This window comes from Micromonospora sp. NPDC001898, assembly GCF_042891255.1.
Taxonomy (GTDB): domain Bacteria; phylum Actinomycetota; class Actinomycetes; order Mycobacteriales; family Micromonosporaceae; genus Micromonospora.
In genome coordinates this window covers 25,518-51,507 of sequence record NZ_JBIATC010000002.1, presented here as the reverse complement: position 1 = coordinate 51,507, position 25,990 = coordinate 25,518, and the positions used below count along the sequence as shown (strand labels likewise).

The following is a 25,990-nucleotide window of genomic DNA, read 5'->3' as shown; positions in this document are numbered from 1 at the left end:
GCCACACCCCCCCCCCGGGGGTTTACACCGGGGGGGGCCCGGGGCGGCGCCCCACCCCAAACCGGGGGGGGCCGGGGCGCGCCCCCCCCCCCCCCCCCGGGGGGGGGGGGCCCCCGGCCCGCGTCGTCTCCGTCCCCGCTGCCCGGCGGGCTCGCCGTGCCGGGCCCGGTGGGTCAGGCGGCGCCGGCCGGGCGGCGCTCCGGGAGGGCGGTCACCCCGGGCGGCGGCAGGCCCGCCGTCGAGGCGAGCAGCGCGCACCAGGCCAGCAGGTGCGGGGTCAGGTCCTCGCCGAGCGGCGTCCAGGAGGCCCGGATCTCGATGTCGGCGACGGCCGGCGGCCCGGCCAGGTCACCGAACCGGGTCGACATCGTCTGGGTGATCGTGCCCCCGATCGCCCGGTGCGGGGCGTCCTGGGCGTCCAGCGCGTCGGTCAGCCAGGTCCAGCCCACCCCGGGCAGCAACGGGTCGGTGGCCAGGTCGGCCTCCAGCTCCGCCGTGACGTAGGTGACCAGCCGCAGGGTGCCCTGCCAGGCCTCGTGCCCGGCCGGATCGTGCAGCAGGATCAACCGCCCGGTGGCGACCTCGTCGTCGTCGCGCAGCACCGTCGCGGAGAGCGCGAACGCGTACGGCGCGAGCCGCTGCGGTGCGCCGACCTCCTCCAGGACGATCTCCGACCGGGGCGCGGCCGACCGCAGCCCGGCGACCGCGCGGGCGAAGGTCTCCGGAAGCGCGATCGGGGGGGCCATGCGGGCAGCCTATGCCGCCTGCTGCCCGGCTGCCGGAAACGGCACGCCGACAGCCCGTCCCGCCGACGGGGGTGGGTCACAAAAGGCGGCGGGGGTGGGGGACGGGCATCGGGGGCGTGGCACGATTGCCGCGATGACCACCGACACCACGGGCCCTGCCGCCCGAGACGGAGAACCCCGCCGCGGCGGACCGGCCGACTCCCCGTTCGTCCGGGCCTGCCGGCGCGAGGGCGGCCCGCGTACCCCGGTCTGGTTCATGCGCCAGGCCGGCCGGTCGCTGCCGGAGTACCGCGAGATCCGCAAGAACGTGGGGATGCTGGAATCCTGTCGCCGCCCCGATCTGGTCGCCGAGATCACCCTCCAGCCGGTGCGCCGACACCGGGTCGACGCGGCGATCCTCTTCAGCGACATCGTGGTCCCGGTCGCCGCCGCCGGGGTGGACCTCGACATCGTCCCGGGCACCGGGCCGGTGGTGGCCGAGCCGGTGCGCACGGCCGCCGACGTCGAGCGGATCCGGCCGATCACCCGCGACGACGTCTCCTACGTGGACTCCGCGGTCCGGCTGCTCGTCGCCGAGTTGGGCGACACCCCGCTGATCGGCTTCGCCGGCGCTCCGTTCACCCTGGCCAGCTACCTGGTCGAGGGCGGCCCGTCGCGCAACCACACGAAGACCAAGGCCCTCATGTACGGCGATCCGGAGCTGTGGCACGCGCTCTGCGCCCGGCTGGCCGACGTGACATGCGCGTTCCTGCGGGTGCAGGTCGACGCCGGGGTGTCCGCGGTGCAGCTGTTCGACTCGTGGGCCGGCGCGCTGTCCGAGGCCGACTACCGGCGGTACGTGCTGCCGCACTCGACGAAGGTGCTGTCCGGGCTGGCCGACGCCGGGGTGCCCCGGATCCACTTCGGGGTGGGCACCGCCGAGCTGCTCGGCGCGATGGGCGAGGCCGGGGCCGACGTGGTCGGGGTGGACTGGCGTACCCCGCTGGACGTGGCGACCCGCCGGATCGGCGCCGACCGGGCCGTGCAGGGCAACCTGGACCCGGCGGTGCTGCTCGCCCCGTGGCCCGTGGTGGAGGCCGAGGTGCGGCGGATCCTCGCCGAGGGCCTGGCCACCCCCGGCCACGTGTTCAACCTCGGTCACGGCGTGCTGCCGGAGACCGATCCGGACGTGTTGACCAGGGTGGTCGCGCTGGTGCACGAGGTGTCCGCGCGTCCGGCGGAGTAGGGAGTGACCGTGCGGCAACCGTGGCGGGTGGCGATCGTCGGGGGCGGCATCACCGGGCTGGCCGCCGCCGTGCGGCTGCGGGACCGCGCGCCCGCCGGCACCGAGATCACCGTGTACGAACAGTCCGGCGCGCTCGGCGGCAAGCTGCGCACCGGCGAGCTGGCCGGGCAGCCGGTCGAGTTCGGCGCCGAGTCGTTCCTGATGCGCGACCCGGCCGGCGGGGAGTCCGCCGCGGTCGCCCTGGCCCGCCGGCTCGGGCTGACCGACGAGATCGTGCACCCCACCGTCGGGCAGGCAGCCCTAGCGGTCGGCGGCGGGCTGCGCCCGATCCCGGGCGGGACGCTGGTGGGCGTACCCGGGGATCTGGCGAAGGTGACGACGGTCGCGCAGCCGGCCGCGGACGCCGACCGCGACACCGGCCGCCCGCTGCTGGCCCCCGGTGCGGACGTCTCCGTCGGGGCGCTGGTCCGCTCCCGGCTCGGCGACCAGGTGGTGGACCGGCTGGTGGACCCGATGCTCGGTGGCGTCTACGCCGGCCGGGCCGACGACCTGTCCCTGGTCACCACGATGCCGGCGCTGGCCCACGCGGCCCGCACGGAGCACACCCTGGTCGGCGCGGTCCGGGCCGCGCAGGCAGCCGCGCCGCGCGCCCCCGGCGCCCCGGTCTTCGGCACCCTGGCCGGCGGGCTGAGCCGGCTGGTCGAGGCCGCGGCCACGGCCAGCGGGGCGACGATCCGCCGGGACGCGGCGGTACGCGAGCTGACCCCGACGGCGACCGGCTGGCGGTTGACCGTCGGCCCGACCCGCGACCCGGAGTCGGTGGAGGCGGACGCCGTGCTGCTGGCCGTGCCGGCCCGCCCCGCCGCCCGGCTGCTGGCCGGGATCGCGCCGGAGGCCGCCGCGACCGTCGGCGCGCTGGACTACGCCAGCGTCGCGCTGGTCACCCTGGCCCTGCCCGAGCCGGAGCTGCCGGCGCTGTCCGGGTTCCTGGTGCCGGCCACCGAGGGACTGCTGATCAAGGCGTCGACGTTCTTCACCACCAAGTGGGGGCACCTGGCCCGGCCGGACGGGCTGGCCCTGGTGCGCGCCTCGGTGGGCCGGTACGGCGAGGAGGCATCCCTCCAGGTCACCGACGCCGACCTGGTGGCGGCGGTGCACCGGGAGTTGTCGACGGTGCTGGCCGCGCCGCTGCCCGCGCCGGTGGCCAGCCACGTGCAGCGGTGGGGCGGGGCGCTGCCGCAGTACACCCCGGGGCACCTCGACCGGGTGGCCGCCGCCCGGGCGGCGCTGCGTGGCGCGCACCCGACGCTGGCCCTGGCCGGCGCCGGCTACGACGGCGTCGGCATCCCGGTCTGCGTCCGCTCCGGCGCGACGGCGGCCGAAGAGATCATCACAGCACTGGGAGGATCGGCAGCATGACCGAGCAGAGCAACGCGACCCGACTGCGGGAGCTGAACGACAGCATCCGCTACACGATGTGGTCGGTGTACCGGGCCACCAGCCCGCTGCCGTCACTGCGCGAGAACGTCACCGGCGAGGTCGAGGCCCTCTTCGAGGAGCTGGCCGGCAAGGACGTGACGGTCCGCGGCACGTACGACGTGGCCGGGCTGCGCGCCGACGCCGACCTGATGATCTGGTGGCACTCGTCGTCCAGCGACGCGCTCCAGGACGCGTACCTGCGGTTCCGCCGGACCACGCTGGGCCGGGCGCTGACCCCGGTGTGGTCGCAGATGGCGCTGCACCGGCCGGCGGAGTTCAACAAGAGTCACATCCCGGCGTTCCTGGCCGGCGAGGAGGCCCGGGCGTACATATGCGTCTACCCGTTCGTCCGCTCGTACGAGTGGTATCTGCTGCCGGACGCCGAGCGGCGCGAGCTGCTGGCCGAGCACGGCAAGATGGCCCGGGGCTACCCGGACGTGCGGGCCAACACGGTCGCCTCGTTCGCCCTCGGCGACTACGAGTGGATGCTCGCCTTCGAGGCCGACGAGCTGCACCGGATCGTCGACCTGATGCGCGACCTGCGGGGTTCCCGGGCCCGCCGGCACGTCCGGGAGGAGATCCCCTTCTACACCGGCCGCCGCCGCCCGATCGCCGACATCGTCTCCTGCCTGGTCTGAGCGAAGAACCTTCGGCCCGCTGCCCGCTCTGAGCGGAGGGCCCGCATCACGCCGCCTGACGCCGCCCCCGCCGCCGCCGTCCCGTCGCGGTCGGCGCGCCCCGTCGCGGTCGGCGCTAAAACACGGAATCAGTGGCCTCCCTCGGCCGGGAGGCCACTGATTCCGTGTTTTAGGCGCGATCTTGCCCGAGGGCGCGGCGGGGCGTTGCGAGGAGACGTTTGTTTCATAGACGAGACCGGGCCTGACTGCACCTGCGACGAGGCCGCCCCACCCTTCTCGGGTGGGGCGGCCTCGTCACCGCGCCCGCCAACCCACGCGCATGGATGATCAGTGCCGTGCGCGTCTCGGTGCTCGGCCGCCACGCAGCTTGCCGAGCGGTACGGGCAAGCTCATGAGGTCGGCGGGTATGCGCAGCGCTCAGAAGAGCTGCGCGAGTTCACCTTGACCGGTTCCGATGGGGGTCAGACGGTCGCCGTGCAGGTCGGCGTCGGCGCGGTGTTGGTGCCGGTCGAGGAGCCGATGAAGCCGAAGGCGGTCTTCGCCCCGGCGGCCAGCGCCCCGTTGTACGCGACGTTGTGGGCGGTCACCGTGGACCCGCTGCTGGTCACGGTGGCGTTCCACGACGAGCTGACCTGCTGGCCGTTGGCATACGTCCAGGTCACCGTCCAGCTCTTGACCGCCGACGCGCCGGCGGTCACCTCGACCTCGCCCTGGAACCCGCCGGTCCAGGAGTTGGTGACCCGGTAGGTCGCCGCGCACCGACCGGTCGCCGGGGGCGTGGTCGGCGGGGTCGTCGTCGGCGGCGGGGGGGTCGTCGGCGGAGTCGTGGTGGGCGGGGTGGTGGTCGGCGGGGTGGTCGGGCCGCCGCCGCCGCCGAAGTCCACGTCGCTGCACAGGTAGTACGACTGGTCCAGGTGGCTGGCCTGCCAGATGGTGTAGACGATGTGCCGGCCGGTGCGGCCCGGCGCGTTCGCCGGCACCTGGATCGACACGCCCTGCGCCTCCGGCGTCCACTGCGACGCCGGGGTGTTGCCGATCTGGCCGGCCAGTTCCAGGTCGCCCCAGGCCAGTGGCTTGGTGAGCGCGTTGAAGCCCTGCTTCGTCACGTACACCCGGATGTAGTCGGCGCCGTGGCTGGCCTGGTCGTAGAACTTGATGCGGAAGTTGTTCGTCACCGGCGCGGTCTTCCACGCGCCGACGGTGTCGAGCGCGTTGTACCGGCCGCTGGAGGAGCGGCCCGCGCTGCACAGCTGGCCGTCCGGGATGGCGGCCTGGTGGTTGCCGGCGACGCCCTCGCGGAACAGGCCGTTCCAGTTCCACATGGCGTTCGGGTCGGCCTGCCAGGCCTGCCAGCACATCGGGTCCAGGGTGGCCATGTTGGGGTTCTGGAAGTCGCTGCCCCAGCGCTGCCAGCAGCCGTAGTTGCGGGACGCGGGGTCGACGACCGAGCCGTGGGCGGACGCGGAGTTCGCCAGGGCGGTGGTGAGCAGCAGCGCGACGACCGCGCCAGAGGCGAGCAGCCAGGCTGCCAGGCGCGGCGTGGAACGCCTGCGGACGGGGGTGGACATGGGAGCCTCCGGGTGAGAGGTCGGACTGCGACGACGCCCGGACGGCGGGAGTTGCCCCTCCCGTGCCGGCTCGTGCTGATCCCGCGGCGGCTCCTGCCTGCGCAGATTTCCACACCAATTTACCTATGTCAATGGGTGGTGCTTTCCCGGCGCATCGGGGTGTGCGGGATTCCGTCCTCGACGTACTCGGGCCCGCTGGCGGCGAAGCCGTGCCGGGCGTAGAAGCCGGTCAGGTGGGACTGCGCCTCCAGCACGCACGGCCGGTCGCCCACCACGGCCAGGGCCTCGGCCATCAGTCGGCCGGCGTACCCGCCGCGCCGGGCGTCCGGCGCCACCACCACGCGGCCGATCCGGGCAACGCCGTCGGGGTCGGCCAGAATTCGCAGGTACGCCAGGACGGCGCCGTCGCGGGCCAGCCAGAGATGCCGGGTGCCCGGCTCGACGTCGCGGCCGTCCAGTTCCGGGTACGGGCACGCCTGCTCCACCACGAACACGTCGATGCGGAGTCGGAGCAGGTCGTGGAAGGTGCGGGCGTCCAGCTCGGCGAAGGAGGCGAGTCGGGCCTCGACGGTCTGCGGCGGCATCCGGCGATGGTAGGTGCCCGCGCCAGCCGGGACGCGGTGGCCCCTTCCCGGCGGCCGGGTGCCCCTCCGGTGCCGGCGGGGGCTGACGGTCTCCGTCCCCGCTCAGTGAACGCGGGCGGTCTCCGTTCCCGCTCAGTGAACGCGGGCGGTCTCCGTTCCTGCTCAGTGAACGCGGGCGGTCTCCGTCACCGGTCAGCGGGGGCGGGCGCCGACGGCGTCGCGGATCTCCGCGCCCCGGTCACCCTCCTCCTGCCGGGCACAGTGGGCGCAACAGAAGAAGCGGCCGGAGACCTCGACCCCATGGCCGACGATCTTGACCTGGCAGTGCTCGCAGATCGGTGCCAGCCGGTGCGCCGCGCATTCGAAACAGTCGAAGGTGTGCACGTCGCCGCTGACCGTGCGTACCTCGAACGCCATCCAGTAGTCGTTGCCGCAGACCTCGCACGTCGCCATGGCCGAACCCCCCGAGAAGAGAACATGTGGCCCCCAGCGTGCGGCAGCGGCCCGATCCGGGCGGCCGGAACGGCCGAAGCCGGCCGTTCCGGCGGCGTGTCGGGCCGGCGTGTCGGGCGTTGTGCCTGGTGGAAGCCTTGAACCCCGGAGGGTGACGTGATCAGGCGCGCTGCGCTGACCCGTCCCGACCGGACGGTGGGCGTCCGCGGCTCAGCCCTGTGGCTCCAGCCGGACGGAGATCGAGTTCACGCAGTGCCGGGTGTCCTTCTGGGTGAACCCCTCGCCCCGGAAGACGTGGCCGAGGTGACTGTCGCAGCGCGCGCAGCGGATCTCCGTACGCCGCATGCCGTGGCTGTTGTCCTCGATCTCCCGCACCGCGCCCGGGATCGCGTCGTCGAAGCTCGGCCAGCCGCAGTGCGAGTCGAACTTCGTGTCACTGGGGTACAGCTGTGCCCCGCAGGCACGGCAGTGGTAGACGCCGGGCGTCTTCGTGTCCACGTACTCGCCGGTCCATGCGGGCTCGGTGCCGGCCTCGCGGAGCACCCGGAACTCCTCCGGGCTCAGCCGGACCCGCCACTCGTCCTCGGTCCTGGGCAGTTTGTTCTCGTCAAGACTCACCCGACAACGGTACGTCGGGTGTCGGTGCCGTGGCATATGGTCTCGGGATGGGCGGCACCACGAAGGCAACGGCCACGGAGATCGAGGTGGCCGGTCACATGGTTCGGCTGACCAGCCCGGACCGGGTGATCTTCCCGGAACGGGGCTTCACCAAGGCGCATGTCTTCGGCTACTACATCGCGGTGGGCGAGAGCATCCTGCGCGCCCTGCGGGACCGACCGACCACGCTGCAACGCTTCCCCGACGGCATCGCCGGTGAGATGTTCTTCCAGAAACGGGTGCCCAGCCGGGGCGTGCCGCCGTGGGTGCACACCGCCCGGATCAGCTTCCCCAGCGGCCGGACGGCCGACGAGCTCTGCCCGGCCGACCTCGCCCACGTGGCCTGGGCCGCGCAGATGGGCACCGTCGTGTTCCACCCGTGGCCGGTGCGCGCCGGCCACGTCGACCACCCCGACGAGCTGCGGATCGACCTCGACCCGCAGCCGGGCACCGACTTCGTCGACGCGGCGGCGGCCGCCGCCGAGGTGCGAGCCCTGCTGGACGAGCTGGGCGCGACCGGCTGGCCGAAGACCTCCGGCGGCCGGGGCGTGCACGTCTACCTGCGGATCGCGCCCCGGTGGACGTTCACCGAGGTGCGGCGGGCCACCATCGCGTTGGCCCGGGAGTTGGAGCGCCGCCGCCCCGATCTGGTCACCACCGCCTGGTGGAAGGAGCAGCGGGGCGAGCGGGTCTTCGTCGACTACAACCAGATGGCCCGGGACCGCACGATCGCCTGCGCGTACTCGCTGCGGGCCACCGCCCGGGCCACCGTGTCCACCCCGGTCACCTGGGACGAGCTGCCCGACGTTGACCCGGACGAGTTCCACCTGGGCAGCGTCCCGGCCCGACTGGCCGAGCGGGGCGACCCGCACGCGGGCATCGACGACGCCCCGTGGGACATCACCCCGTTGCTGGAGTGGGCCGACCGGGACGCCGCCGCGGGCCAGGGTGACATGCCGTACCCGCCGGACCACCCCAAAATGCCCGGCGAGCCGAAGCGGGTCCAGCCCTCGAAGGACCGCGACCGCCCGCGCTGACCAGCCGGGGCGCTCGCGTCGCCCGCCGCTCGCGTCGCCCAGCCGTATCCGCTTCAGCGGCGCGGGCCCATCATCGCCGCCACGGCCTCCGTGGCCGTCCGCAGGTCCACGCCCGTCGCAGCCCGGTACGCCCTGATCGCCTGGAGCTTCTCGCCCCGGGCCAGGTGCTCGCGGACCCCGGGCGGTGCCGGCCGCTCGTCCACCACCCCGAGGTGGTCCATCACCAGTTGCAGGCGGCGCTCGATCTCGGCCAGCCGTCGTGGCGTGTTCCGGTCCGGCCGTGGCCCGGCGAGCTGCGCGACCAGCAGCAGCACGACGACGATGGTGAGCACGGTGAGGGCGATTTCCATGGCCGCCATCCAAACATGTCGACGCCGCGACCGGCGGCCACGGGTGGGGCGGGACGGGCCAACGCGCCGCGCACGTCCTTCCGCAACGCGCCGCGTGTCCGCCATAACGGTCGGATAACGGGCGCGAACCTTTCCGGACCCGCAGCGAGTCATTGTGATCGTCGGCCCGCTGGGCCCAGGAAGGCGGCGCGATGGCGATGGTGTGGAGGCGGGCCCGGGCGGCCCGCGGGCTGCTGCTTGCCGCGGTGGTGGCGGCCCTGGTGGCGATCGCCCTCGTCACCGGGTTGGCCGATTACAACCGGCGGGCCGTCGACGCGGGGCAGCGTGCGGTGTTCGCCGCGTCTCCCGCGCAGGAGCGCAGCCTGCTGGTCAGTGGCTCCGGTGGCGCGGACCGGGGCGCCTACACCGCCCGGGACAGGGCAGTCCGGGCCCGTTTCGCCGATGGGCTCGGCGGGGCGTCCGTGGCGGTGCGTGGGGCCCGCTACGGCACCGGACGCGAGCTGACCGGCGACCTCGGGGCGGCCCGCACCGGCACCGATCCGGTCTTCGCCGAGCTGACCACCCTGGAGGACCTGAACGGCCACGCCGACCTGGTCGCCGGGCGGCGGCCCGAACGTGGGGCCGAGCCGATGCAGGCGCTGCTGCCGGAACGGGTCGCCGGCCTGCTCGGCCTGACCGTCGGCGAGCGGGTGCCGCTGCGGGACCGGGCCAGCGAACGGACCAGCCAGGTGGAGGTGGTCGGGCTCTTCCGGCCCCGGGACCCGGCCGGGTCGTACTGGCGGCTCGCGCCGGGCGCCGTGGCGGCCGGCTCCGCCACGTCGTACGGGCCGTTCCTGCTCGATCCGGCCGACTTCGACCGGACGTTCCCCGCCACCACGTCGGCGTCCTGGCTGGTCGAACCCGATCTGGCCGCCGTCGAGCCGAGCCGGCTGGGGGCCGTGAAGCGGGCCGTCGCCACCGAGGTCGCGGAGTTGCCCGAGGCGACCGGGCTCGGCTCGTCCGCCCGGAGCGTCACCACGATGGACCGGCTGATCGACCGGCTCGGGCGCGCCGACCTGGTGGGCCGTTCCTCGCTGCTCACCCCGCTGCTGCTCATCCTGGTACTCGGCGGCTACGCGCTGGTGCTGGTGGCCGCCCTGCTCAACGAGGATCGCCGCGCGCAGACGGCGCTGCTGCGCGCCCGGGGCGCCGCTCGGCGACAGATCGCCGGCCTGGCCGCCAGGGAGGCGGCCCTGGTGGTCCTCCCGGCCGCGCTGCTCGGGCCGCCGCTCGCCGCCGAGGCCCTGCGCCACGTCGGCCAGGACCAGACGTGGTCCGACCCGTCGGCCGCGGGCAGCACGCTCACCTGGGCGGTCGCCGCCGCCACTGCCGCCGGCTGCCTGGTGGCCATGGTGCTGCCGGCGCTGCGCCGGGCCGGCACGTACGTCGCCGACCTGGCGGCCCGGTCCCGGCCGAGCCGGGCCGCCACGGCCCAGCGGGCCGGCGCCGACCTGGCCCTGGTCGGCCTGGCCGTGCTCGCCTGGGTCCAGCTGCGGCAGTACTCCTCACCGCTGGCCGGTGCGGGCGGCCGGCTCGGCATCGACCCGCTGCTGGTGGCGGCGCCGACGCTGGGCGTGCTGGCCGGCGCCGTGCTCGCGCTGCGCCTGCTGCCGCCGGCCACCCGGTTCGCCGAGCGGTTCGTGGACGCCCGGCCCTGGACCGCCACGATGCTGGGCATGTGGCAGGCCGGCCGGCGCCCGCACGCCGGCCCGGTGCTGCTGCTCGCGCTCGCCGTGGGCGGCAGCACCCTGGCCTGGTCGCTGGTCACCACCGGGGAACGGTCGCACGTCGACCAGGCCGACCACAGCGTCGGCGCCGACCTGCGGCTGGTCGAGCGCTCCGGGGCCGCGCCGGGCGACCGCGCGGGCCGGCTGGCCGGGGCACCCGGCGTCGACCGGACGCTGCCCGCCTGGCGCGACGACATCCGGGTGGGGCGCGAGGACCTGCCGGTCAGCGTGCTGAGCATCGACGCGGCGGCGGCACCGGGCGTGGTCCGGCTCAACGACCGGATCCTCGACGAGCCGGCCCGGGCCCTGTTCGACCGTCAGGTACGCGGCCGGGTCGCGCCCGCCGGCGTCGAGTTGCCCGCCGACGCCCGACGGCTCACCGGCACCGTCCGCACCCCGGTCACCGGGGCCATGCGCCCGCACCCGGTCGCGGTGTCCGTGCTGCTCACCACCGCCGACGGCGGTGCCTGGCGGCTACCGCTGGCCACCGGGGGCAGCGATGGTCGGCCGGTCCCGGCGGCGGTGGACCTGCCCGACACCGGTGGCCGGGCCTACCGGCTGGCCGGCTTCGAGGCCACCGGCGGTCCGGCGCTGGCCTCCAACTACGGGCTGGAGGTGACCGGGCTGCGCGCGGTGGATGCCGCCGGGACGACGAGCCCGGTACGGCTCACCGGCGACTGGGTGACCCGGGTGGACGAGCCGAAGCAGGCGGAGCCGGTCCGGCTCGACGACGACGGCGGGCTGCGCACCGGCCGGTGGGCCGCGATCGTCGAGGGCGGCCGGTTCGCGTCGCAGCCGTCCAGCCGCTTCGCCGTCGTGCCGGTCGGGGACAACCCACCGGTGCCGGCGTTGATCACCCCGCAGGTGGCCCGGGCGCTGAGCGTCGGCCAGGGCGACACGATGCAGGTCAGCCTCTCCGGGGCCACCCTGTCGGTCCAGGTGGTGGGCGAGGTCGAGGCGGTGCCGGCCACCGGATCGGCCGCCGGCATGCTGCTGGACCTGCCCGCCGCGGTCGACTGGCTGATCCGCGCCAAGGGGACGGTCCGGCCGGTCTCGGAGTGGTGGGTGCGCACCGACCCCGGCGGGTACCCGGAGGCGGTGCGGGCGGTCGCCGACCTGCCCGGGGTCACCGTGCTGGACCGGCGGGCGACGGCGGCGGAGGCCGACCGTGACCCGTACTGGCTCGGCACCCGCACCGGCCTGCTCGCGGCGGCGGTGGGCTCCCTCCTGCTCGCCCTGGTCGGGCTGGGCGTGGACGTCTGGGCCACCGCCCGCCGACGGATCGGGGAGCTGACCGTCCTGCACACGCTGGGCGCCACGCCACGGCTGCTGGCCCGCGCGTTGCTCGCCGAACAGGCCTTCCTGGCCGGGATCGGCGTCGGCGTCGGGCTGCTGGTCGGCGCGGGGGTGGGCGCCACCATGGCCCCACTCGTGGTGCTCACCCGGGCGGCGGACCGACCGGTGCCGGAGGCTGCCTTCGCGCTGCCCTGGCTGCCGGTCGTCGGCACCGCCCTCGGCCTGCTGCTGGCGGCGCTCGCGTTCAGCACGGCGATCGCCACGGGAATCCGCCAGCGGCTGGCGGCGGCGCAACTGCGGTTCGGCGGTGACCAGTGAGAAGCGCCGGCGTGGTCGCGGTCCGTCCCGGGCGGGTGACGAGCGTCGCCTGGTCGCGGTCCGTCCCGGGCCGGTGGAGGGCGTCGGCGTGGTCGCCGGCCGGCGGGGATCAGTCAACGGCGTCGGCGCGGGCCCGGTCCGGCGCGGGCCGGTGGGTCGCGGCGGCGCGGCCACGGATCGGGGGAGAACAGTGAGTGCAGTGACCGTGCGTACCGGGGCGGGCAGCCGATGACCGGGGCCGCCCGCCGGGTGCGGGCCTTCGGCGGGCAGTTCCTGCTGCTGGGGGTGCTGGCCCTGGTGGCCGTGCTGCTGGTCACCGGGATCCCTCGCGTCGCCGACCGGCTCGTGCAGCAGGGCCTTCGGGAGTACGTGGCCGGCCGCCCGGTCGCCGAGCGGGACCTGACTCGGAGCGCCGAGGAGGTACCGGTCGAGGGGGGCCAGGGGCCGGTCAGCGCGGCGCGTGGCCGCGAGCTCGACGCGTTCGAGGCAAGCATGCCGCCCCCGGTCCGGGCGGCGGTGGAGAGCCGCTGGTATGTCGCGGAGACCGCGTTCGGCAGGCTGACCGGGCCGGACCTGGCGGCGAAGAACCTCCTCGTCGTCTCCCGGCTGCGCGTGATGCCCGGCGTCGCGGAGGCGGCCACCCTGGTCGAGGGGCGCTGGCCGACCGAGGCGACCGGGCCGGACCGGCCGGTCGAGGTCGCGCTGGCCGCCGACACGGCGCGGAAGGTGAACCTGCGGGCCGGCAGCCGCCTGCGCTGGGCCGCGGGGAAGGGGGCCGCACCGCTGTGGCTGCTCGTGGTCGGGGTCTTCGAGCCGAACCGACCGGCGGACGGGATCTGGGACACGCTGCCGCTGGTCCAGCGGGTGACCGAACCGGCCGGCGACGGGCAGCCGTACGAGATGGTGGCGGTGACCGGCGACGCCGGCCTGGACGCGGTGGCCGCCGCCGGCGGCCCGGTCCGGTTCTCCTGGCGGTACCGCCTGGGCACCGCCGGCATGGACGTGGCCGACGTGCGCGCCGTCATCGACGGCGTGCGGCGGCTGGTCCGCGAGTCCCCGCCGGGGCTGAGAGTCACCCAGGCGGTGGACGTCCCGTTGCAGCAGTTCCTCGACGCTGTCGCCGCCGCGCGGACGCTGCTCGCGGTGATCGCCGCCGGGGTGATCGCCACCCTGGCCGGGTTGATCGGGCTCGCCGCCCGGCTCGCGGCCCGCCGCCGGGAGACCGAGTTCGCCCTGCTGGTCGCCCGGGGCGGCGCACCGGCCAGCGGTGCGCTGCGCAGCCTCGCCGAGTCGCTGCTGGTCGTCCCGCCGGCTGCGGCGCTGGGGTGGTTGCTCGGCCGGCTGCTGCCCGGCTCCGGCGGCGGGGCGGACTGGCTGGCCCTGGCCACGGCGGTCCTGGCCACCCTGGCCCTGCCGCTGGCCACGCTGGCCGTCTCGGTCGTCCCGGGTGGCCGGCGCGACCTGGTGACCGCCCGCCCCGGTGGCCGCCGGCTGACCGTGGAACTGCTGGTCGTGGCGCTGGCCGTGCTGGCCGTCGTGCTGCTGCGGCGTCGGGGCCTGACCCCGGGGTCGGTCGATCCGCTGCTGATCTTGGTGCCGGTGCTGTTGGCCGTCGCTGCGGCGGTGCTCGCGCAGCGGCTCTATCCCTGGCCGCTGCGGCTGCTGAGCCGCGTCGCCGCCCGGCTGCGGGGCAGCGTGACGTTCCTCGGTGCCGCCCGGGCGAGCCGGTCGGCCGCCACCGCGCCGGTGATCGTCGTGGTGGTGGCGATCGCGACGGCGGCGTTCTGCGCCGTCGTGGCCACCGGCATCGAGGCCGGTCGGGACCGGACGGCGACGCTGGCCGTGCCGGCGTCCGCGCTGGTCGACGGAGAGCGGCTCGCCCCCGATACCGCCGCCGCCCTCCGGGCGCTGCCCGGCGTCCGGCGGGCCACCCCGGTCGTGCGGGACACCGCGCTGCGGATCTCCCACCCGCGCGGCGCCGACGCGGGGCTCGCCGCCGTGACCGTGCTGCTGGTCGACGGGCCCGGGCTCGCCGAGGCGGCCCGGGACGCCGGGCTGGCGGTGTCGGTGCCCCCGCAGCTGCGGGGCGACCCCGCCCAGGGGCCGGCCCCCGCGCTGGTCTCCCCGGCGCTCGCCGCCGACCTGGCCCGCAAGGGCCTCGACGGCTCGGCCCTGGTGTCCGTGCAGGGACGCGACCTTCTGTTCCGGGTGGCCGGCACGGCGGACGGCTTCCCACTCGTCCCGTCCGCCACCGACCGGTTCGTGGTGCTGCCCTGGCAGGCGCTGCCCGCCTCGGACCCGACCGGCCCGGTGCCGACGGCCTTCCTGGTCTCCGGCGACGGATTCGACGTGGAGGCGCTGCGGCAGGCCGGCGACGAGGGGCAGCACCGCTACCAGAGCGGCGGCACCATCGTCGCGGGGGAGCGACCGCGCGGCGCCGAGGTGACCACCTGGCGGGGCGTCCGGGACTCCCTCGGCGAGGGCGGCGCGAACGGCCTGCTGGTCTTCGGCTTCGCCGCCGGGGCGGGCGGCGGGGCCGCCCTCGGCCTGCTGGCGATCGCCTTCGCGGTGCTCGCCGGGGCGCGGGCCCGGGGGCAGGTGCTGTCCCGGCTACGCACCCTCGGCCTGTCCCGTCGCCAGTGGCGCGCGCTGCTGCTGGTCGAGCTGACGCCGCTGGTCGCCATCGCGCTGCTCACCGGCGCGGTGACGGGCGCGCTGCTGCCCCTGCTGCTGACCCCGGTGCTCGGGCTGACCGCGTTCACCGGGGGCACACCGGTCCGGGTCGCGTTCTCGCCCGGGCTGGTCGGCGCCGTGCTCGTGGTCGGCGCGGTGGCGCTGGCCCTCGCGATGACCGTGGAGACGCTGAACAACCGCCGGCTGCGCCTCGGTGAGGTGCTGCGGCTCGGAGAGGAGAGCTGAGATGACAGCCACCGTGGAGGCGTCCGCCGTGCCGGACCTGGCCACCCTGCAGGAGCGGGCCGCGCAACGCGCGGCCGAGCGGGCCGGCGGGCAGGACCGGCTGCGCGGACACATCGTCTGCGACGGCCTGGTGCGGATCTTCAAGTCCGACGGCATCGAGGTGGTCGCGTTGCAGGGCCTCGACCTGGTCATCGACCGGGGCGAGCTGGTCGCGATCGTCGGGGCGTCCGGGTCGGGCAAGTCCACCCTGCTGAACATCCTGTCCGGGCTGGACACCCCGACCGCCGGCATCGCCCGGGTCGCCGAGTACGACCTGCTCACCCTCTCCGCCCGGCGCAGGCTCAGCTACCGGCGGGAGATGGCCGGCTTCGTCTGGCAGCAGACCGGGCGCAACCTGCTGCCGTACCTGACCGCCCTGGAGAACGTCGAGCTGCCGATGAAGCTGGCCGGGCAGCGCGGGCGGCGGGTCCGCCGGGACCGGGCCCGGGAGCTGCTCGAACTGGTCGGCGTGGGCCACCTCGCCGACCGGCGGCCGGGACAGCTCAGCGGCGGGGAGCAGCAGCGCTGCGCGATCGCCGTGGCGGTGGCCAACGAACCGGAGGTGCTCTTCGCCGATGAGCCGACCGGCGAGCTGGACGAGGCCACCGGCGCCGAGGTCTTCGCCGCGCTGCGGCAGATCAACGCGGAGCTGGGGGTGACGGTGGTGGTGGTGACCCACGACTCCGCCGTGTCCACCCAGGTCCGCCGGACCGTCGCGATCCGCGACGGCCGGACCTCCTCCGAGGTACGCCGCACCGCCCGGATCGGCGCGGACGGCGCCACCGAGCTGGTCAGCGAGGAGTACGCGGTGCTCGACCGCGCCGGCCGGATGCAGCTTCCGGCGTCCTTCGTGGACACGCTGGCCCTGCGCGACCGGGTCCGACTCAATCTGGAACCCGACCACGTCGAGGTGCGGCCGGGCGACCGGGCCGACGCCGAACGGAGTGACGCATGACCGAGCAGCCGTTCTCACGTCCGGCGGCCACCGCCACCACCGAGGAGGTGGTGCGGGTGACCGGGTTGAGCCGTACCTTCGGCCGGGGTGAGCGTGCCGTGCACGCCGTCCGGGACGTCTCGTTCACCGCGGGCAAGGGCGAGCTGGTCGCCCTGCAGGGGCGGTCGGGCGCCGGCAAGACCACCCTGCTGAACCTGGTCGGCGGCCTGGACCGGCCGGACTCCGGGCAGGTCCGGGTGGCCGGGCACGACCTCGGTGCGGCCGGCGAGCGGGAACTGCTGCGGTTGCGCCGGGGCACCGTCGGCTTCGTCTTCCAGACCTTCGGGCTGATCCCGATCCTCTCCGCCGCCGAGAACGTCGGGGTGCCGCTGCGGCTGGCGAAGGTGCCCGCCGCCGAGCGGGAGGAGCGGGTGTCGGTGCTGCTGGAACTGGTCGGGCTGGGCGGGCACGCCGCGCAGCGGCCGTACGAGCTCTCCGGCGGGCAGCAGCAGCGGGTGGCGCTGGCCCGGGCCCTGGCCAACGAGCCGGACCTGCTGATCGCCGACGAGCCCACCGGCCAGCTCGACTCGGAGACCGGCCGGTCGATCATGGACCTGCTCCGGGCGGTGGTGCACGCGCGCGGGATGACCGCGCTGGTCGCCACGCACGACCCGGCCCTCATCGAGCTGGCCGACCGCACCCTGACCCTCCGCGACGGCCAACTCCTCCCCACCCCCACCTGACCCCACCCCCTCCCCACCCTCCCCTCCCCGCGATCTTGCACTTGTGGCCCTCAGAACGGGCGTTTCGCCCTGTATTTCCGGGCCGCAACTGCAAGATCGCGGGGAGGGTGGGGTTAGAGGGCGAGCTTCATGCCCTCGTGGGTGGCGACGAAGCCGAGGTCGCGGTAGAAGCGGTGGGCGTCCGCGCGGGTCTTGTCCGTGGTGAGCTGCACCAGCGCGCAGCCACGCCGCCTGGCCTGGTCGATCGCCCAGCGCATCATCTCCCGACCCAGCCCCTGACCGCGGCGGTCCGAGCGCACCCGCACCGCCTCGACGAGCGATCGCTCGGCCCCGTGCCGGCCGAGCCCGGGGATATAGGTGATCTGCATGCAGCCCACCAGCCCCCCGTCCTCGTCGGCCACCACGAGGTGGTTGCGGGGGTCGGCGGAGATGTCCGCGAACGCCCTCTCGTACGCCTCGTCGACCTCGGTGAAGTCGCGGGCCTTGCCGAGTATGTCGTCGGCCAGCAGGGCGATGACGGCCGGCAGGTCGGCCCGGACCGCCTCCCGGAAGATCACGGTACGCATGGCGTCAGCCTGGCACAGCGACCCGGGGTGATGCCCCGGCGACCTGGTTGCCGGCAGGGGGCAGCATGATGCGACATGGACGTCCTACTGCTGCCGTTCCGCTGGGTCTACCGGGGGCTGGTCTGGTTCGCCAACTCGCCCCGGACGCTGATCGCGTCGTACCTGTTGATGATCATGGTGGCCGGGGTCATCTACAGCCACGTGGAGCACAAGAGCGCCACCGACTCGGTGTGGTGGGCGGTGGTGACCGCCTCCACCGTCGGGTACGGCGACATCTCGCCGACCACCGGCGCGGGGCGCGTCCTCGCGGCCCTGCTCATCTCGACCATGGTGCTGCTGGTCATCCCGCTGATCACCGCGCACTTCGCCAGCCAGTTGATCGTGGACGACGACGCCTTCGAGCACGCCGAGCAGGAGGAGTTGAAGGCCGACGTGCGGCGGATGCGGGCACTGCTGGAGGAGTTGGCGGCCCGGCACGGAATCGTCCTGCCGGCCGAGCCGGCCCCCTCGCCCGCCCCGCCACGGGCGGCCGGAAGGCGGGGCCGGGGCCGACGCCTGGGGTGAGCCGTCAGCGGGCCGGGCAGCGCAGCCCGTCCCGAGGCACCGCCAGCGAGACCAGGTAGGCGTCCACCGCGTTCGTCACGCAGCTCGTCTGCGGGTACGCCGTGTGCCCCTCGCCCTCCCAGGTCAGCACCCGGCCCACGCCCAGCATCGCGGCCAGCTTCGGGGTCTGCTCGTACGGGGTCGCCGGGTCGCCGGTCGTGCCCACCACCACGATGGGCGGCGCGCCGACGGCCTTGCCGGTCGGATACGGGTCCCGCCCACCCGGCCACTCGACGCAGCCGAGCATGCCCACGGCCAGCGCCGGGCCGAACAGCGGGTACTTCTCCCGCCACTGCGACTGGAGCTGGCGGACCCGCCGCAGGGTCGGCTTCTCCGACTCGTCGGTGCAGTTGACCGCGAGGTTGGCGTCGAACAGGTTCGAGTAGCGCCCGTCGTCCTCCCGGCCCGCGTACGAGTCGGCCAGCTTGAACACCTCGGCCGGATCGCCGCCGTCGAGCCGGTCGATCGCCTGGGCCAGCTCCTGCCAGCCCGACTCCGTGTAGAGCGAGGAGATGACCGCGTAGAAGACCCAGCCCGCGGTGGCCTCCCGGCCATCCGTCGCCTTCACCGGGGAGACCCTGGCCTTGTCGATCGCCGAGGTCACCGCGGCCCGGGCGTCCGGGGCGAGCGGGCAGCGCCCGGTGTTGGCCGCGCACCACCGGGCGAAGTTGTCGAACGCCCGCTCGAAGCCCTTCGCCTGACTCTCCGAGCCGGCCACCAGGTCCTGCGTCGGGTCCACCGCGCCGTCGAGCACCAGGGCCCGGACCCGAGACGGGTAGAGCTGGGCGTACGTCGCCCCGAGCAGGGTGCCGTAGGAGTAGCCGAGGTAGGTCAGCTTCTCGTCGCCGACCGCCGCGCGCACCGCGTCCATGTCCCGGGCGGCCTGCTCGGTGCCGTAGAGCGAGAGCTGGTTGCCGTACTTGTCGCCGCAGCCGCGCCCGATCCGCTGGTTCAGCGCGACGAACCCGTCGAAGGACGCCTGGGACTCCGGGTCCGGGTCGTAGCCGAAGCTGGCGTCCAGGTCGGCGTCGGGGATGCACTTCACCGGGCTGGACCGGGCCACCCCGCGCGGGTCGAACCCGACGATGTCGAACCGCTCGGTGACCGACGGGGGCAGCCCTCCGAACGCCGGGCCGAAGGAGAGGTAGACGGCCGTGTCCACCCCGGAGCTGCCGGGGCCGCCCGGGTTGATCACGAGCGAGCCGATCCGGTTCCGCTGCTTCGTGGACCGGGCCCGCAGCAGGGCGATCTCGAAGGTCTCCCCGCTGCCCGGGCCGGCCGTGGCGCCGGTGCCGGAGCCCCAGTTGCGCGGCACGGCGATCCGCGTGCACTCGTACCGCATGTCCGGCGCGCCCCGGCCCACCAGCTCGTCGGCCACCTCCGGGCAGGCCCGCCAGGTCGGCGCGGCACCCGTCGGTGCGGCCTCGCCCTCGGTCTCGGTGCGCGGGGCGAACGCGGGCATCGTGCAGCCGGCGGCGACCACCGTCGCCGCGACGAGCCCGGCGAGGGTCAGCCGGACCCGGCGGATCCGGTCGGGAAAGCGGGTCACCGGCACGCCTCTCGTGGTCGGGTCGACGGCTCAGGCTACGCCCGCCCCGGGACGGCCTCGGCGGTCGCCGCCGGATCGCCGCGCAGGACCTGGTCGACGTCGTACCTGATCGGGCGGTCGAGCTGGTCGTAGCCGCAGGACCGGGGATCGCGGTCGGGCCGCCAGCGGACGAACCGGGCGGTGTGCCGGAGCCGGTCGCCCTCCATCGCGTCGTAGCCCACCTCGGCCACCAACTCCGGGCGCAGCGGCTCCCACTCGAGGTTCTTCGTCCCCGTCCACCGGCTCACCCCGCCGGGGATGCGCTGGCCGCGCTCGTGGTCGCCGTGTGCCCAGGGGTGCTCGTCGCCGACGTCCCGGTATGGGGCCAACTCGTCCAGCAGCTCCTCGCGGCGGGCCGCCGTGAACGAGGAGCTGACCCCGATGTGGTGCAGGACGCCGGCCTCGTCGTAGAGGCCGAGCAGCAGCGAGCCGACCACCGGCCCGGTCTTGTGCCAGCGGAAGCCGGCCACCACCACGTCGGCCGTGCGGGCGTGCTTGACCTTGAACATCAGCCGCTTGCCCGGCTCGTACGGCAGGTCGGCCGGCTTGACGATGAGCCCGTCGAGCCCCGCGCCCTCGAACACGTCGAACCAGCGGCGGGCCGTCTCCGGGTCCGTGGTGACCTGGGTGACGTGCACCGGCGGGCGGACCCCGGCAAGGGCCTGCTCCAGCCGGGCCCGGCGCTGCGGGTACGGCTGGTCGGTCAGCAGCTCGTTGTCGAGGGCGAGCAGGTCGAAGGCGACGAAATCGGCCGGGGTGGTCTCGGCCAGCAGCTTCACCCGGGACGCGGCGGGATGGATGCGCTGGGCGAGCAGCTCGAAGTCGAGCCGGGGCTGGCCGCCCGGGCCGTCGCGCCGGATCACGATCAGCTCGCCGTCGACAGCGCAGCGCTCGGGGAGCTGCCGCAGCGCCTGCTCGACCACCTCGGGGAAGTAGCGGGTCATCGTCTTGCCGCCCCGGCTGGCCAGCTCCACCTCGTCGCCGTCGCGGAACACAATGCAGCGGAAGCCGTCCCACTTCGGCTCGTACGTCATCCCGGGTTCGGTGGGCAGTCGCGGCACGGCCTTGGCCAGCATCGGCTCGACCGGCGGGTTGATCGGCAGGTCCACGGCGACAGTCAACCAGACACCACCGACAGTCGTGAGGCGGATCACCGGGGGTGAGGGGGTGATCTGTCCCGGTCCATCCCGTTGGTTCCCCCGGGACCGGATGGCGTTTCCGCAGCTCGGAGCTAGTTTCGCCGGATGCGGGAGTGGATCTGCGGGTGCTGCGGGCGCTGGGGGGTCAGCGTCGAGCTGATCCGCGGCCGGTACCGCTACCGCCTGGTGCGCCGCTACCCGGCCCGCTTCGGCGGCGGCAAGGACGTGCTCGGCGAGGTCGGCACGGTCGTCGAACTGGACGACCTGCTGCGCCGCCGTACCCCGCTCACCCTCGCCGACCTGCACGAGACCGAAGCGGCCTGACCCGCCCCACGCCCCAGGCCCGGCCCCACGCCCGGCCCCGCCCCGCGCCCGGCCCCACCGGGCGTCGCTCTGTCCCGTTGCGCCGCGCGGCTCTGCTGGCTTGCTCCGCGCCGTCCCTGTCCAACCGTCCTGCCGCGCGGCACCGGACCTTGGACAGTTTCCGCTCGTGCGGAGCGAGAACTGTCCAAGGTCCGCATCGAGGCCGGCCGGCCGTCGTGTCCGGTGGCGATCGGGTGCACCGGCGCACCCGCCTCTCCGGCGGCGCGGTGCCCACGGGCGCGGGACCACACCGATCCGGTGAAGCTGTGCGCGCGTCGGTGGCCGAAGGGACGGAGGCCAGTCGTCGTGGTGCGGGCCGCTGGCGAGGACCGTCGAGCGGTAGGTTCGACGACAGGGGAGGGGCCATGCGCTTCGAGGCAGTGACGGAGATCGACGCCGACGCCGAGCGGGTCTGGAGGGTGCAGTCCGACATCGACCGGTGGCCGGAGTGGACCGCCTCGGTGTCCCGCGCCCGGCGGCTGGAACCGGGGCCGTTGACGGTCGGCTCGACCGCGCGGCTGGAGCAGCCGCGGCTGCGTCCCGCGGTGTGGCGGGTCGTCGAGGTCGAGGCGCCGTACCGCTTTGTCTGGGTGTCGAACGCCCCGGGCGTCCGTAGCCGGGGCGACCACCGGATCGTCCCGCTGCCGGACGGCCGGGTCCGGGTCGAGCTGACGCTGGAGCAGTCGGGCCCGCTCGCCGCCGTCGTGGGCCGGCTTTACGGCGGCCTGACCCGCCGGTACCTCCGGCTGGAGGCTGACGGTCTCAGGCGTTGCTGTGAGCGCCCTTGACCAGCCGCTTCTCCAGCACGGCGAGGGAAATGCCGTTGGCGTCCGGCCGGTTGCCGACGATCTTGTAGCCGTGCCGCCCGTACAGCCGCAGGTTCCGTTCGCTGGCGGCCCCGGTGAACAGCACGAAGCGGGACACCCGGTCGGCGCAGGCCGCCTCCACCGCCCGCAGCAGCAGGGCCCCGACCCCCTGGCCCTGCTGGTCCGGGGCCACGGCCAGCCGGCCGACGTGGGCGGTGTCGTCGGCGACCCGCGCCCGGACCGAGCCGACCAGCCGGTGCCCGGCCCGGGCGACCAGCACCGTCTCCGGGCCGGCCAGCGCGGCCAGGACCTCTTCGAGCGTCTCGGTGAGCGGCGGCAGCAACGGGTCGGCGTAGTGCTGGGCCTCGGTCACGTAGGCGGCCCGCTGCACGGTGAGGATCTCACCGGCGTCGGCGGGGATGGCTGGGGTGATCAGGGGTGGCGTGGTCACGACCCCAGCTCACCACACCGCCAGAGCCCGGCGCGCAGGGCCGTACCCTGGCGGTTTCGCGGACCCGAGGAGAGACGGCGATGGTGCCCGAGCTGACCTACCCGCACGTCGGAGCCACCGACGCCGGCGAGCTGCCCGCGGGCTGGCGGCACGTCCGGCACCGGGTGCGGCTGCCGGACGGCTGCTTCGCCACGGCCGGCGCGGCGGTGCTCGGCTGGCGGCTGCACCGGGCAGCCGGGATCCGGATCGACGCCGACGCGCCCCGGGCCGCGCCCGGGGTCACCGTCGTCTCCCGGTTGGGCGTCGGCCCGCTGCGGCTGGCCGCGCCGTGCGCGGTGGTCTGGGCCGCCGACGACGCCCGCCGGGCCGGCTTCGGGTACGGCACGCTGCCCGGCCATCCGGCCCTGGGCGAGGAGGCGTTCGTGGTGAGCCGGGACGACACCGGCGCCGTCTGGTTCGAGGTGCGCGCGTTCAGCCGACCGGAGCGCTGGTTCATGCGCGCGGCCGGGCCGGCGGGCCGGGCCTTCCAACGCGGGTACGCCTGGTGGCTCGGCCGGACCCTGCGCCGGCTCTGCGCCCGGCCCTGACCCGGCCCTGCCGCTCGCCCGGCTCCGTGCCCGTCCCTGCGCCCGGCCCCGGCCCCGGCCTCCGCGTCGGGCGGGGCGCTCTGGGCCTGACCGCTACGCCGGCCACGCGGCGCGGGCCGACCGGTACGCCGGCCACGGCGGCAGGCCGACCGGGGCGGCGGGCTGCGGGAGGCGTCAGTACCGGGCGAAGGAGCGGATCGGCATTCTCGGCCCGTACCTCGGGGCGTGCACGCCCTCGGCGGCGAGCAGCAGGCAGACCCGGCCGCGGTGGCCCCGGAACGGCTCCAGCAGCGCGAGCATCCGGGCATCGTCGCCGCGGGGCTCCCCGGCCAGGGCCCAGGCCACCGTGTTCGGCACGTGGTAGTCGCCGACGCTGACCGCGTCCGGGTCCCCGAACGCGATCCGGGCGACCTCGGCGGCGGTCCACGGGCCGATCCCCCGGATCGCGGTGAGCCGGCGGGTGGCTTCAACGGGGTCGGCGCAGCGTTCCAGCCGGTCGGCCTCGGCGGCGGCCCGGCGCAGCGTGTCGGCCCGTTTCTGCTCCACCCCGAACGGGTGGAAGACCCAGTACGGCGCGGCGGCCACCGCCGCCGGCTCGGGCGGCAGCAGCAGCGGCTGCAACGGCCCCGGCGCCGGCTCGCCGAAATGGCGCACGGTCGCCGAGTACGCCCGGTACGCCTCCGTGCCGGTGACCTTCTGCTCCAGGATCGCCCGCAGCACGCGCGGGAAGAGCTGGCCGGTGGCCGGCATCCGCAGCCCGGCGTGCCGCGCGGCCAGCCGGGCCACCAGCGGGTGCGCGCCGGCCAGCTCGGCGAAGCCGGTGAGGTCGTCGCGCAGCCCGGCGACCGCCTCGGCCTGCTGGACCGCCCAGTCGGCGCCGGGGCCGTACCCCTCGGCGAGCAGGTCCCCGCCGCCGGCCGGGCGCAGCGCGAGGGTGGCCGGGCCGGCGGGGGTGCGGGTGGCCCACCAGAACGTGCCGGCGACGATCCGGGCGCACGGGTCGTACGTGCTGAACGTGAGCGACCGGACCGACGCGGCCAGCCGGTAGCCGGCCGGTGGGCGCAGCGTCCGGCGGACGGCGGGTTCGGTCACCCCTGACACTCTGCCACGACCCCCGGCCGGGACGGACAGCCCCGCATGCACGCAGACCCCGGGCGTCCGACGACGTCAGCCCGGCTCTCAACGGCCCGTCGCCCGGTGTGCGGAGCCACCGGATCAACGGCGGACGGAGAAAATTCCCGGTGGCGGCGGGGTGGAGTCGGTGGCGTCGGCGTCGCGCACGACGGCGGCCCCGCCGACGAACCGGTCGAGCTCGTCGCCGGCCACCACCCGGCCGGGGAACCAGTCCCCGGCCGCCCGGCGGGTCAGCTCCGGCACCGGCGGCTCGCCCCGGCCCGCGACCAGCACCAGGTTGCCGTAGCGCCGGCCGCGCAGCACCGCCGCGTCGCCGATCAGGCAGGCCCGGGGCAGCACCGCGCGGACCGTGGCGACCTGGGCGCGGGCGTGCCGCAGCGGCGGGCCGTCGGCGACGTTGGCCAGGTACCAGCCGCCGCCGTGGAGCACCCGGGCCACCTCCGCCGCGTACTCCACGCTGGTCAGGTGGGCCGGGGTGCGGGCGCCGGAGAAGACGTCCGCCACCACCACGTCGTAGCTGCCGTCCCTGGTGGCTCCCAGGGTGGCCCGGGCATCGGCGACGCGCACCTTCAACCGGGGGTCGGCCGGCCAGGGCAGCTCCCGGCGGACCAGCTCGACCAGGGCGGCGTCCACCTCGGCCACCCGCTGGGTCGAGCCGGGGCGGGTGGCCTGCACGTACCGGGGCAGGGTCAGCGCGCCACCGCCCAGGTGCAGCACCCGCAGCGGCGCGCCCGCCGGGGCGACCAGGTCGAGGGCGGCGGCCAGCCGCCGGACGTACTCGAACTCCAGGTGGGTGGGGTCGGCGAGGTCCACGTGCGACTGCGGGGCGCCGTCGAGCAGCAGGGTGAACGAGCGCGGCCGGTCCGCGTCCGGGACCAGCTCGGCCTCGCCGGTGTCCACCCGCGCCACGATGCGGTCCGTACCCCGGCGGCGGCCCATCAGCGGCGCCCCGTCCGGACGACGACCCGGCGGCGGCTCTGTGGCCGGGCGGGGCGGCGGCCCATCAGCGGTGCTGCCCGCGGCCCCGGGCCGCGGCGGTCAGCGCCCGGTGCAGCAGGCGGGCGTCGCCGAGCAGCGCCCGCAGGCGACGCTCCAGGCCGGCGATCGGGATCAGGTTCTGCGGGGCCCGCGGGTCCTTGTACGGGGTGGACGCGAACCGGGGGAGGGTGACCAGCGACAGGTCGGCCAGCGCGATCGCCTCGGACTCGGCCAGCTCGGCCGAGCACTCGACCCGCACGATGCCGGCCCACGGCGCGCCACCGCCCCCCGGCAGCCGCAGGTACCAGGAGAATCCGCCCCAGGCGGTGCCGAGCTTGAACACCGGGGACCGCTGGCCCGTTCGCAGCCCGGTCACCACGGCGGTCAGCCGCGCGTCGAGGTACTGGCTGTGCTGGGTCTTGACGTAGCCGAGGGTGCGGGGCAGCTGCCGGCGGCTGCGCAGCGGGCCGTCGACCACCAGCAGGTCCCCGTCGATCCGGGCCGCCCCGGAGACCTCCACCTCCAGCGCGGTCAGCGGCCCCTGCACGGCGGCCTGGAGCTTGTTCAGCTCGCCGGTGCCGCTGACCCGGTGCACCGGGTAGCGCACCGTACCGGCCCGAACCTCCCGGGCCGACGGGCTGGCCGTGAACAGCCCCCGCCGCACCTGCGTCCCGGCGAGCCGGGCCGCGCCCCGCACCAGGTCGCAGCGGACCACCCCGGCCGCGTACGAGGCGGCCACGCCGGGGAACGACGCGCCGTCGGCCTCGGCCGTCCAGACGCTGGCGTCGATCCGGCGCACCCCGTCGACCAGCAGCACCACGTCCGGCGCCCGCACCCCGGCCCGGACGTCGATCGCCCGCCAGTCCACCGCGGGCAGCTCCACGCCCGCCTCGACCTGCTGCCTGCTCGGCGTGGCCGGCCCGCCGGGGACCGCCTCGAAGGACGCCCCGTAGCCCGGGCCCCAGGCGTCGACGAACAGCTCCGGGGCCGCCACGCCCGGCGGCCCGGTCCCGGCAGTGCCGG

General features: G+C 75.6%; 25 protein-coding genes. 12 read left to right on the top strand and 13 right to left on the bottom strand.

The features are described 5' to 3' along the window. Nucleotides 1–173: 173 nt before the first annotated feature. Entirely contained in the window at nucleotides 174–746 is a 573-nt protein-coding gene (locus ACFYZF_RS04925; protein WP_387016151.1) for a DUF3000 domain-containing protein, read from the bottom strand. Between the two features lie 133 nt (nucleotides 747–879). On the opposite strand from ACFYZF_RS04925, the gene hemE reads away from it, so the two are divergent. The 3 genes from hemE to hemQ are packed head-to-tail and all read left to right on the top strand — an operon-like array spanning nucleotide 880 to nucleotide 4,088. Beyond that, nucleotides 880–1,971 carry a uroporphyrinogen decarboxylase gene (hemE, locus tag ACFYZF_RS04920; RefSeq protein WP_387016149.1) on the top strand — a complete coding sequence of 364 codons (1,092 nt, stop codon included), beginning with the start codon at nucleotides 880–882 and terminating at the stop codon, nucleotides 1,969–1,971. Between the two features lie 9 nt (nucleotides 1,972–1,980). Next, the gene (hemG, locus tag ACFYZF_RS04915; RefSeq protein ID WP_387016147.1) at nucleotides 1,981–3,390 is read left to right on the top strand and encodes a protoporphyrinogen oxidase; all 1,410 of its coding nucleotides are present in this window, start codon (nucleotides 1,981–1,983) and stop codon (nucleotides 3,388–3,390) included. Further along, a complete protein-coding gene (gene hemQ, locus ACFYZF_RS04910; protein WP_387016145.1) occupies nucleotides 3,387–4,088 on the top strand; it encodes a hydrogen peroxide-dependent heme synthase in 702 nt (233 codons plus the stop codon). The genes hemG and hemQ overlap by 4 nt, the downstream gene beginning before the upstream one ends. Before the next feature lie 461 nt (nucleotides 4,089–4,549). Here hemQ and ACFYZF_RS04905 read toward each other — a convergent pair whose 3' ends face one another. The 4 genes from ACFYZF_RS04905 to msrB form a co-directional block, all read right to left on the bottom strand. Beyond that, complete coding sequence (locus tag ACFYZF_RS04905; RefSeq protein ID WP_387016143.1) at nucleotides 4,550–5,656, bottom strand: lytic polysaccharide monooxygenase; 1,107 nt, start codon at nucleotides 5,654–5,656, stop codon at nucleotides 4,550–4,552. A gap of 128 nt (nucleotides 5,657–5,784) precedes the next feature. Next, nucleotides 5,785–6,240 (bottom strand): GNAT family N-acetyltransferase, encoded by a 456-nt coding sequence (locus tag ACFYZF_RS04900; RefSeq protein WP_387016142.1) that lies wholly within the window; start codon nucleotides 6,238–6,240, stop codon nucleotides 5,785–5,787. Nucleotides 6,241–6,432: 192 nt separating this feature from the next. Further along, nucleotides 6,433–6,693: a Prokaryotic metallothionein gene (locus tag ACFYZF_RS04895; RefSeq protein ID WP_161692252.1), complete on the bottom strand. Its 261-nt coding sequence runs from the start codon at nucleotides 6,691–6,693 to the stop codon at nucleotides 6,433–6,435. 210 nt (nucleotides 6,694–6,903) lie between these two features. Then, nucleotides 6,904–7,311 (bottom strand): peptide-methionine (R)-S-oxide reductase MsrB, encoded by a 408-nt coding sequence (gene msrB, locus ACFYZF_RS04890; RefSeq protein ID WP_387016140.1) that lies wholly within the window; start codon nucleotides 7,309–7,311, stop codon nucleotides 6,904–6,906. A gap of 47 nt (nucleotides 7,312–7,358) precedes the next feature. Between msrB and ligD the strand changes: the two genes are divergently transcribed. Then, nucleotides 7,359–8,387: a non-homologous end-joining DNA ligase gene (ligD, locus tag ACFYZF_RS04885; RefSeq protein WP_387016139.1), complete on the top strand. Its 1,029-nt coding sequence runs from the start codon at nucleotides 7,359–7,361 to the stop codon at nucleotides 8,385–8,387. 53 nt (nucleotides 8,388–8,440) lie between these two features. Here the strand turns inward: ligD and ACFYZF_RS04880 are convergent, their stop codons facing one another. Beyond that, nucleotides 8,441–8,737, bottom strand: a complete 297-nt coding sequence (locus ACFYZF_RS04880) for a hypothetical protein (protein ID WP_387016137.1) — start codon at nucleotides 8,735–8,737, stop codon at nucleotides 8,441–8,443. 191 nt (nucleotides 8,738–8,928) lie between these two features. Here ACFYZF_RS04880 and ACFYZF_RS04875 point away from each other — a divergent pair, with 191 nt between their 5' ends. The 4 genes from ACFYZF_RS04875 to ACFYZF_RS04860 all read left to right on the top strand — a co-directional run bounded on the left by ACFYZF_RS04875 (nucleotide 8,929) and on the right by ACFYZF_RS04860 (nucleotide 16,752). Continuing rightward, nucleotides 8,929–12,117, top strand: a complete 3,189-nt coding sequence (locus ACFYZF_RS04875; RefSeq protein WP_387016135.1) for an FtsX-like permease family protein — start codon at nucleotides 8,929–8,931, stop codon at nucleotides 12,115–12,117. 228 nt (nucleotides 12,118–12,345) lie between these two features. Next, the gene (locus ACFYZF_RS04870) at nucleotides 12,346–15,036 is read left to right on the top strand and encodes an FtsX-like permease family protein (RefSeq protein ID WP_387016133.1); all 2,691 of its coding nucleotides are present in this window, start codon (nucleotides 12,346–12,348) and stop codon (nucleotides 15,034–15,036) included. 1 nt (nucleotide 15,037) lies between these two features. Continuing rightward, entirely contained in the window at nucleotides 15,038–16,030 is a 993-nt protein-coding gene (locus ACFYZF_RS04865; protein ID WP_387016131.1) for an ABC transporter ATP-binding protein, read from the top strand. Further along, nucleotides 16,027–16,752 (top strand): ABC transporter ATP-binding protein, encoded by a 726-nt coding sequence (locus ACFYZF_RS04860; protein ID WP_387016129.1) that lies wholly within the window; start codon nucleotides 16,027–16,029, stop codon nucleotides 16,750–16,752. Before ACFYZF_RS04865 ends, ACFYZF_RS04860 begins: the two co-directional genes overlap by 4 nt. Before the next feature lie 113 nt (nucleotides 16,753–16,865). Here ACFYZF_RS04860 and ACFYZF_RS04855 read toward each other — a convergent pair whose 3' ends face one another. Beyond that, nucleotides 16,866–17,318, bottom strand: a complete 453-nt coding sequence (locus tag ACFYZF_RS04855; protein WP_387016127.1) for a GNAT family N-acetyltransferase — start codon at nucleotides 17,316–17,318, stop codon at nucleotides 16,866–16,868. A gap of 75 nt (nucleotides 17,319–17,393) precedes the next feature. On the opposite strand from ACFYZF_RS04855, the gene ACFYZF_RS04850 reads away from it, so the two are divergent. Further along, the gene (locus tag ACFYZF_RS04850; RefSeq protein ID WP_387016125.1) at nucleotides 17,394–17,882 is read left to right on the top strand and encodes a potassium channel family protein; all 489 of its coding nucleotides are present in this window, start codon (nucleotides 17,394–17,396) and stop codon (nucleotides 17,880–17,882) included. Between the two features lie 4 nt (nucleotides 17,883–17,886). On the opposite strand, the gene ACFYZF_RS04845 is transcribed toward ACFYZF_RS04850, so the two are convergent. Together ACFYZF_RS04845 and ACFYZF_RS04840 are read right to left on the bottom strand one after the other, a co-directional pair. Continuing rightward, entirely contained in the window at nucleotides 17,887–19,449 is a 1,563-nt protein-coding gene (locus ACFYZF_RS04845; protein ID WP_387017082.1) for an alpha/beta hydrolase, read from the bottom strand. Nucleotides 19,450–19,505: 56 nt separating this feature from the next. After that, entirely contained in the window at nucleotides 19,506–20,618 is a 1,113-nt protein-coding gene (locus ACFYZF_RS04840) for an ATP-dependent DNA ligase (protein WP_387017081.1), read from the bottom strand. A gap of 135 nt (nucleotides 20,619–20,753) precedes the next feature. Here ACFYZF_RS04840 and ACFYZF_RS04835 point away from each other — a divergent pair, with 135 nt between their 5' ends. Together ACFYZF_RS04835 and ACFYZF_RS04830 are read left to right on the top strand one after the other, a co-directional pair. Further along, nucleotides 20,754–20,972: a hypothetical protein gene (locus tag ACFYZF_RS04835; RefSeq protein ID WP_387016124.1), complete on the top strand. Its 219-nt coding sequence runs from the start codon at nucleotides 20,754–20,756 to the stop codon at nucleotides 20,970–20,972. Between the two features lie 404 nt (nucleotides 20,973–21,376). Beyond that, entirely contained in the window at nucleotides 21,377–21,799 is a 423-nt protein-coding gene (locus tag ACFYZF_RS04830) for an SRPBCC family protein (protein WP_387016122.1), read from the top strand. Here the strand turns inward: ACFYZF_RS04830 and ACFYZF_RS04825 are convergent. Then, complete coding sequence (locus tag ACFYZF_RS04825; protein WP_387016121.1) at nucleotides 21,774–22,268, bottom strand: GNAT family N-acetyltransferase; 495 nt, start codon at nucleotides 22,266–22,268, stop codon at nucleotides 21,774–21,776. The genes ACFYZF_RS04830 and ACFYZF_RS04825 overlap by 26 nt on opposite strands. Nucleotides 22,269–22,348: 80 nt before the next feature. On the opposite strand from ACFYZF_RS04825, the gene ACFYZF_RS04820 reads away from it, so the two are divergent. Next, the gene (locus ACFYZF_RS04820; protein ID WP_387016119.1) at nucleotides 22,349–22,855 is read left to right on the top strand and encodes a DUF1990 family protein; all 507 of its coding nucleotides are present in this window, start codon (nucleotides 22,349–22,351) and stop codon (nucleotides 22,853–22,855) included. 174 nt (nucleotides 22,856–23,029) lie between these two features. Here ACFYZF_RS04820 and ACFYZF_RS04815 read toward each other — a convergent pair whose 3' ends face one another. From ACFYZF_RS04815 to ACFYZF_RS04805, 3 genes are all read right to left on the bottom strand, one after another. Next, on the bottom strand, nucleotides 23,030–23,956 hold the full coding sequence (locus ACFYZF_RS04815; protein ID WP_387016118.1) for a DNA-3-methyladenine glycosylase family protein: 927 nt from the start codon (nucleotides 23,954–23,956) through the stop codon (nucleotides 23,030–23,032). Nucleotides 23,957–24,070: 114 nt separating this feature from the next. Continuing rightward, nucleotides 24,071–24,928, bottom strand: coding sequence for a spermidine synthase (locus tag ACFYZF_RS04810; protein WP_387016117.1), 858 nt, complete (start codon nucleotides 24,926–24,928; stop codon nucleotides 24,071–24,073). Nucleotides 24,929–24,992: 64 nt separating this feature from the next. Beyond that, nucleotides 24,993–25,946, bottom strand: coding sequence for a hypothetical protein (locus ACFYZF_RS04805; RefSeq protein ID WP_387017080.1), 954 nt, complete (start codon nucleotides 25,944–25,946; stop codon nucleotides 24,993–24,995). Nucleotides 25,947–25,990: the final 44 nt, after the last annotated feature.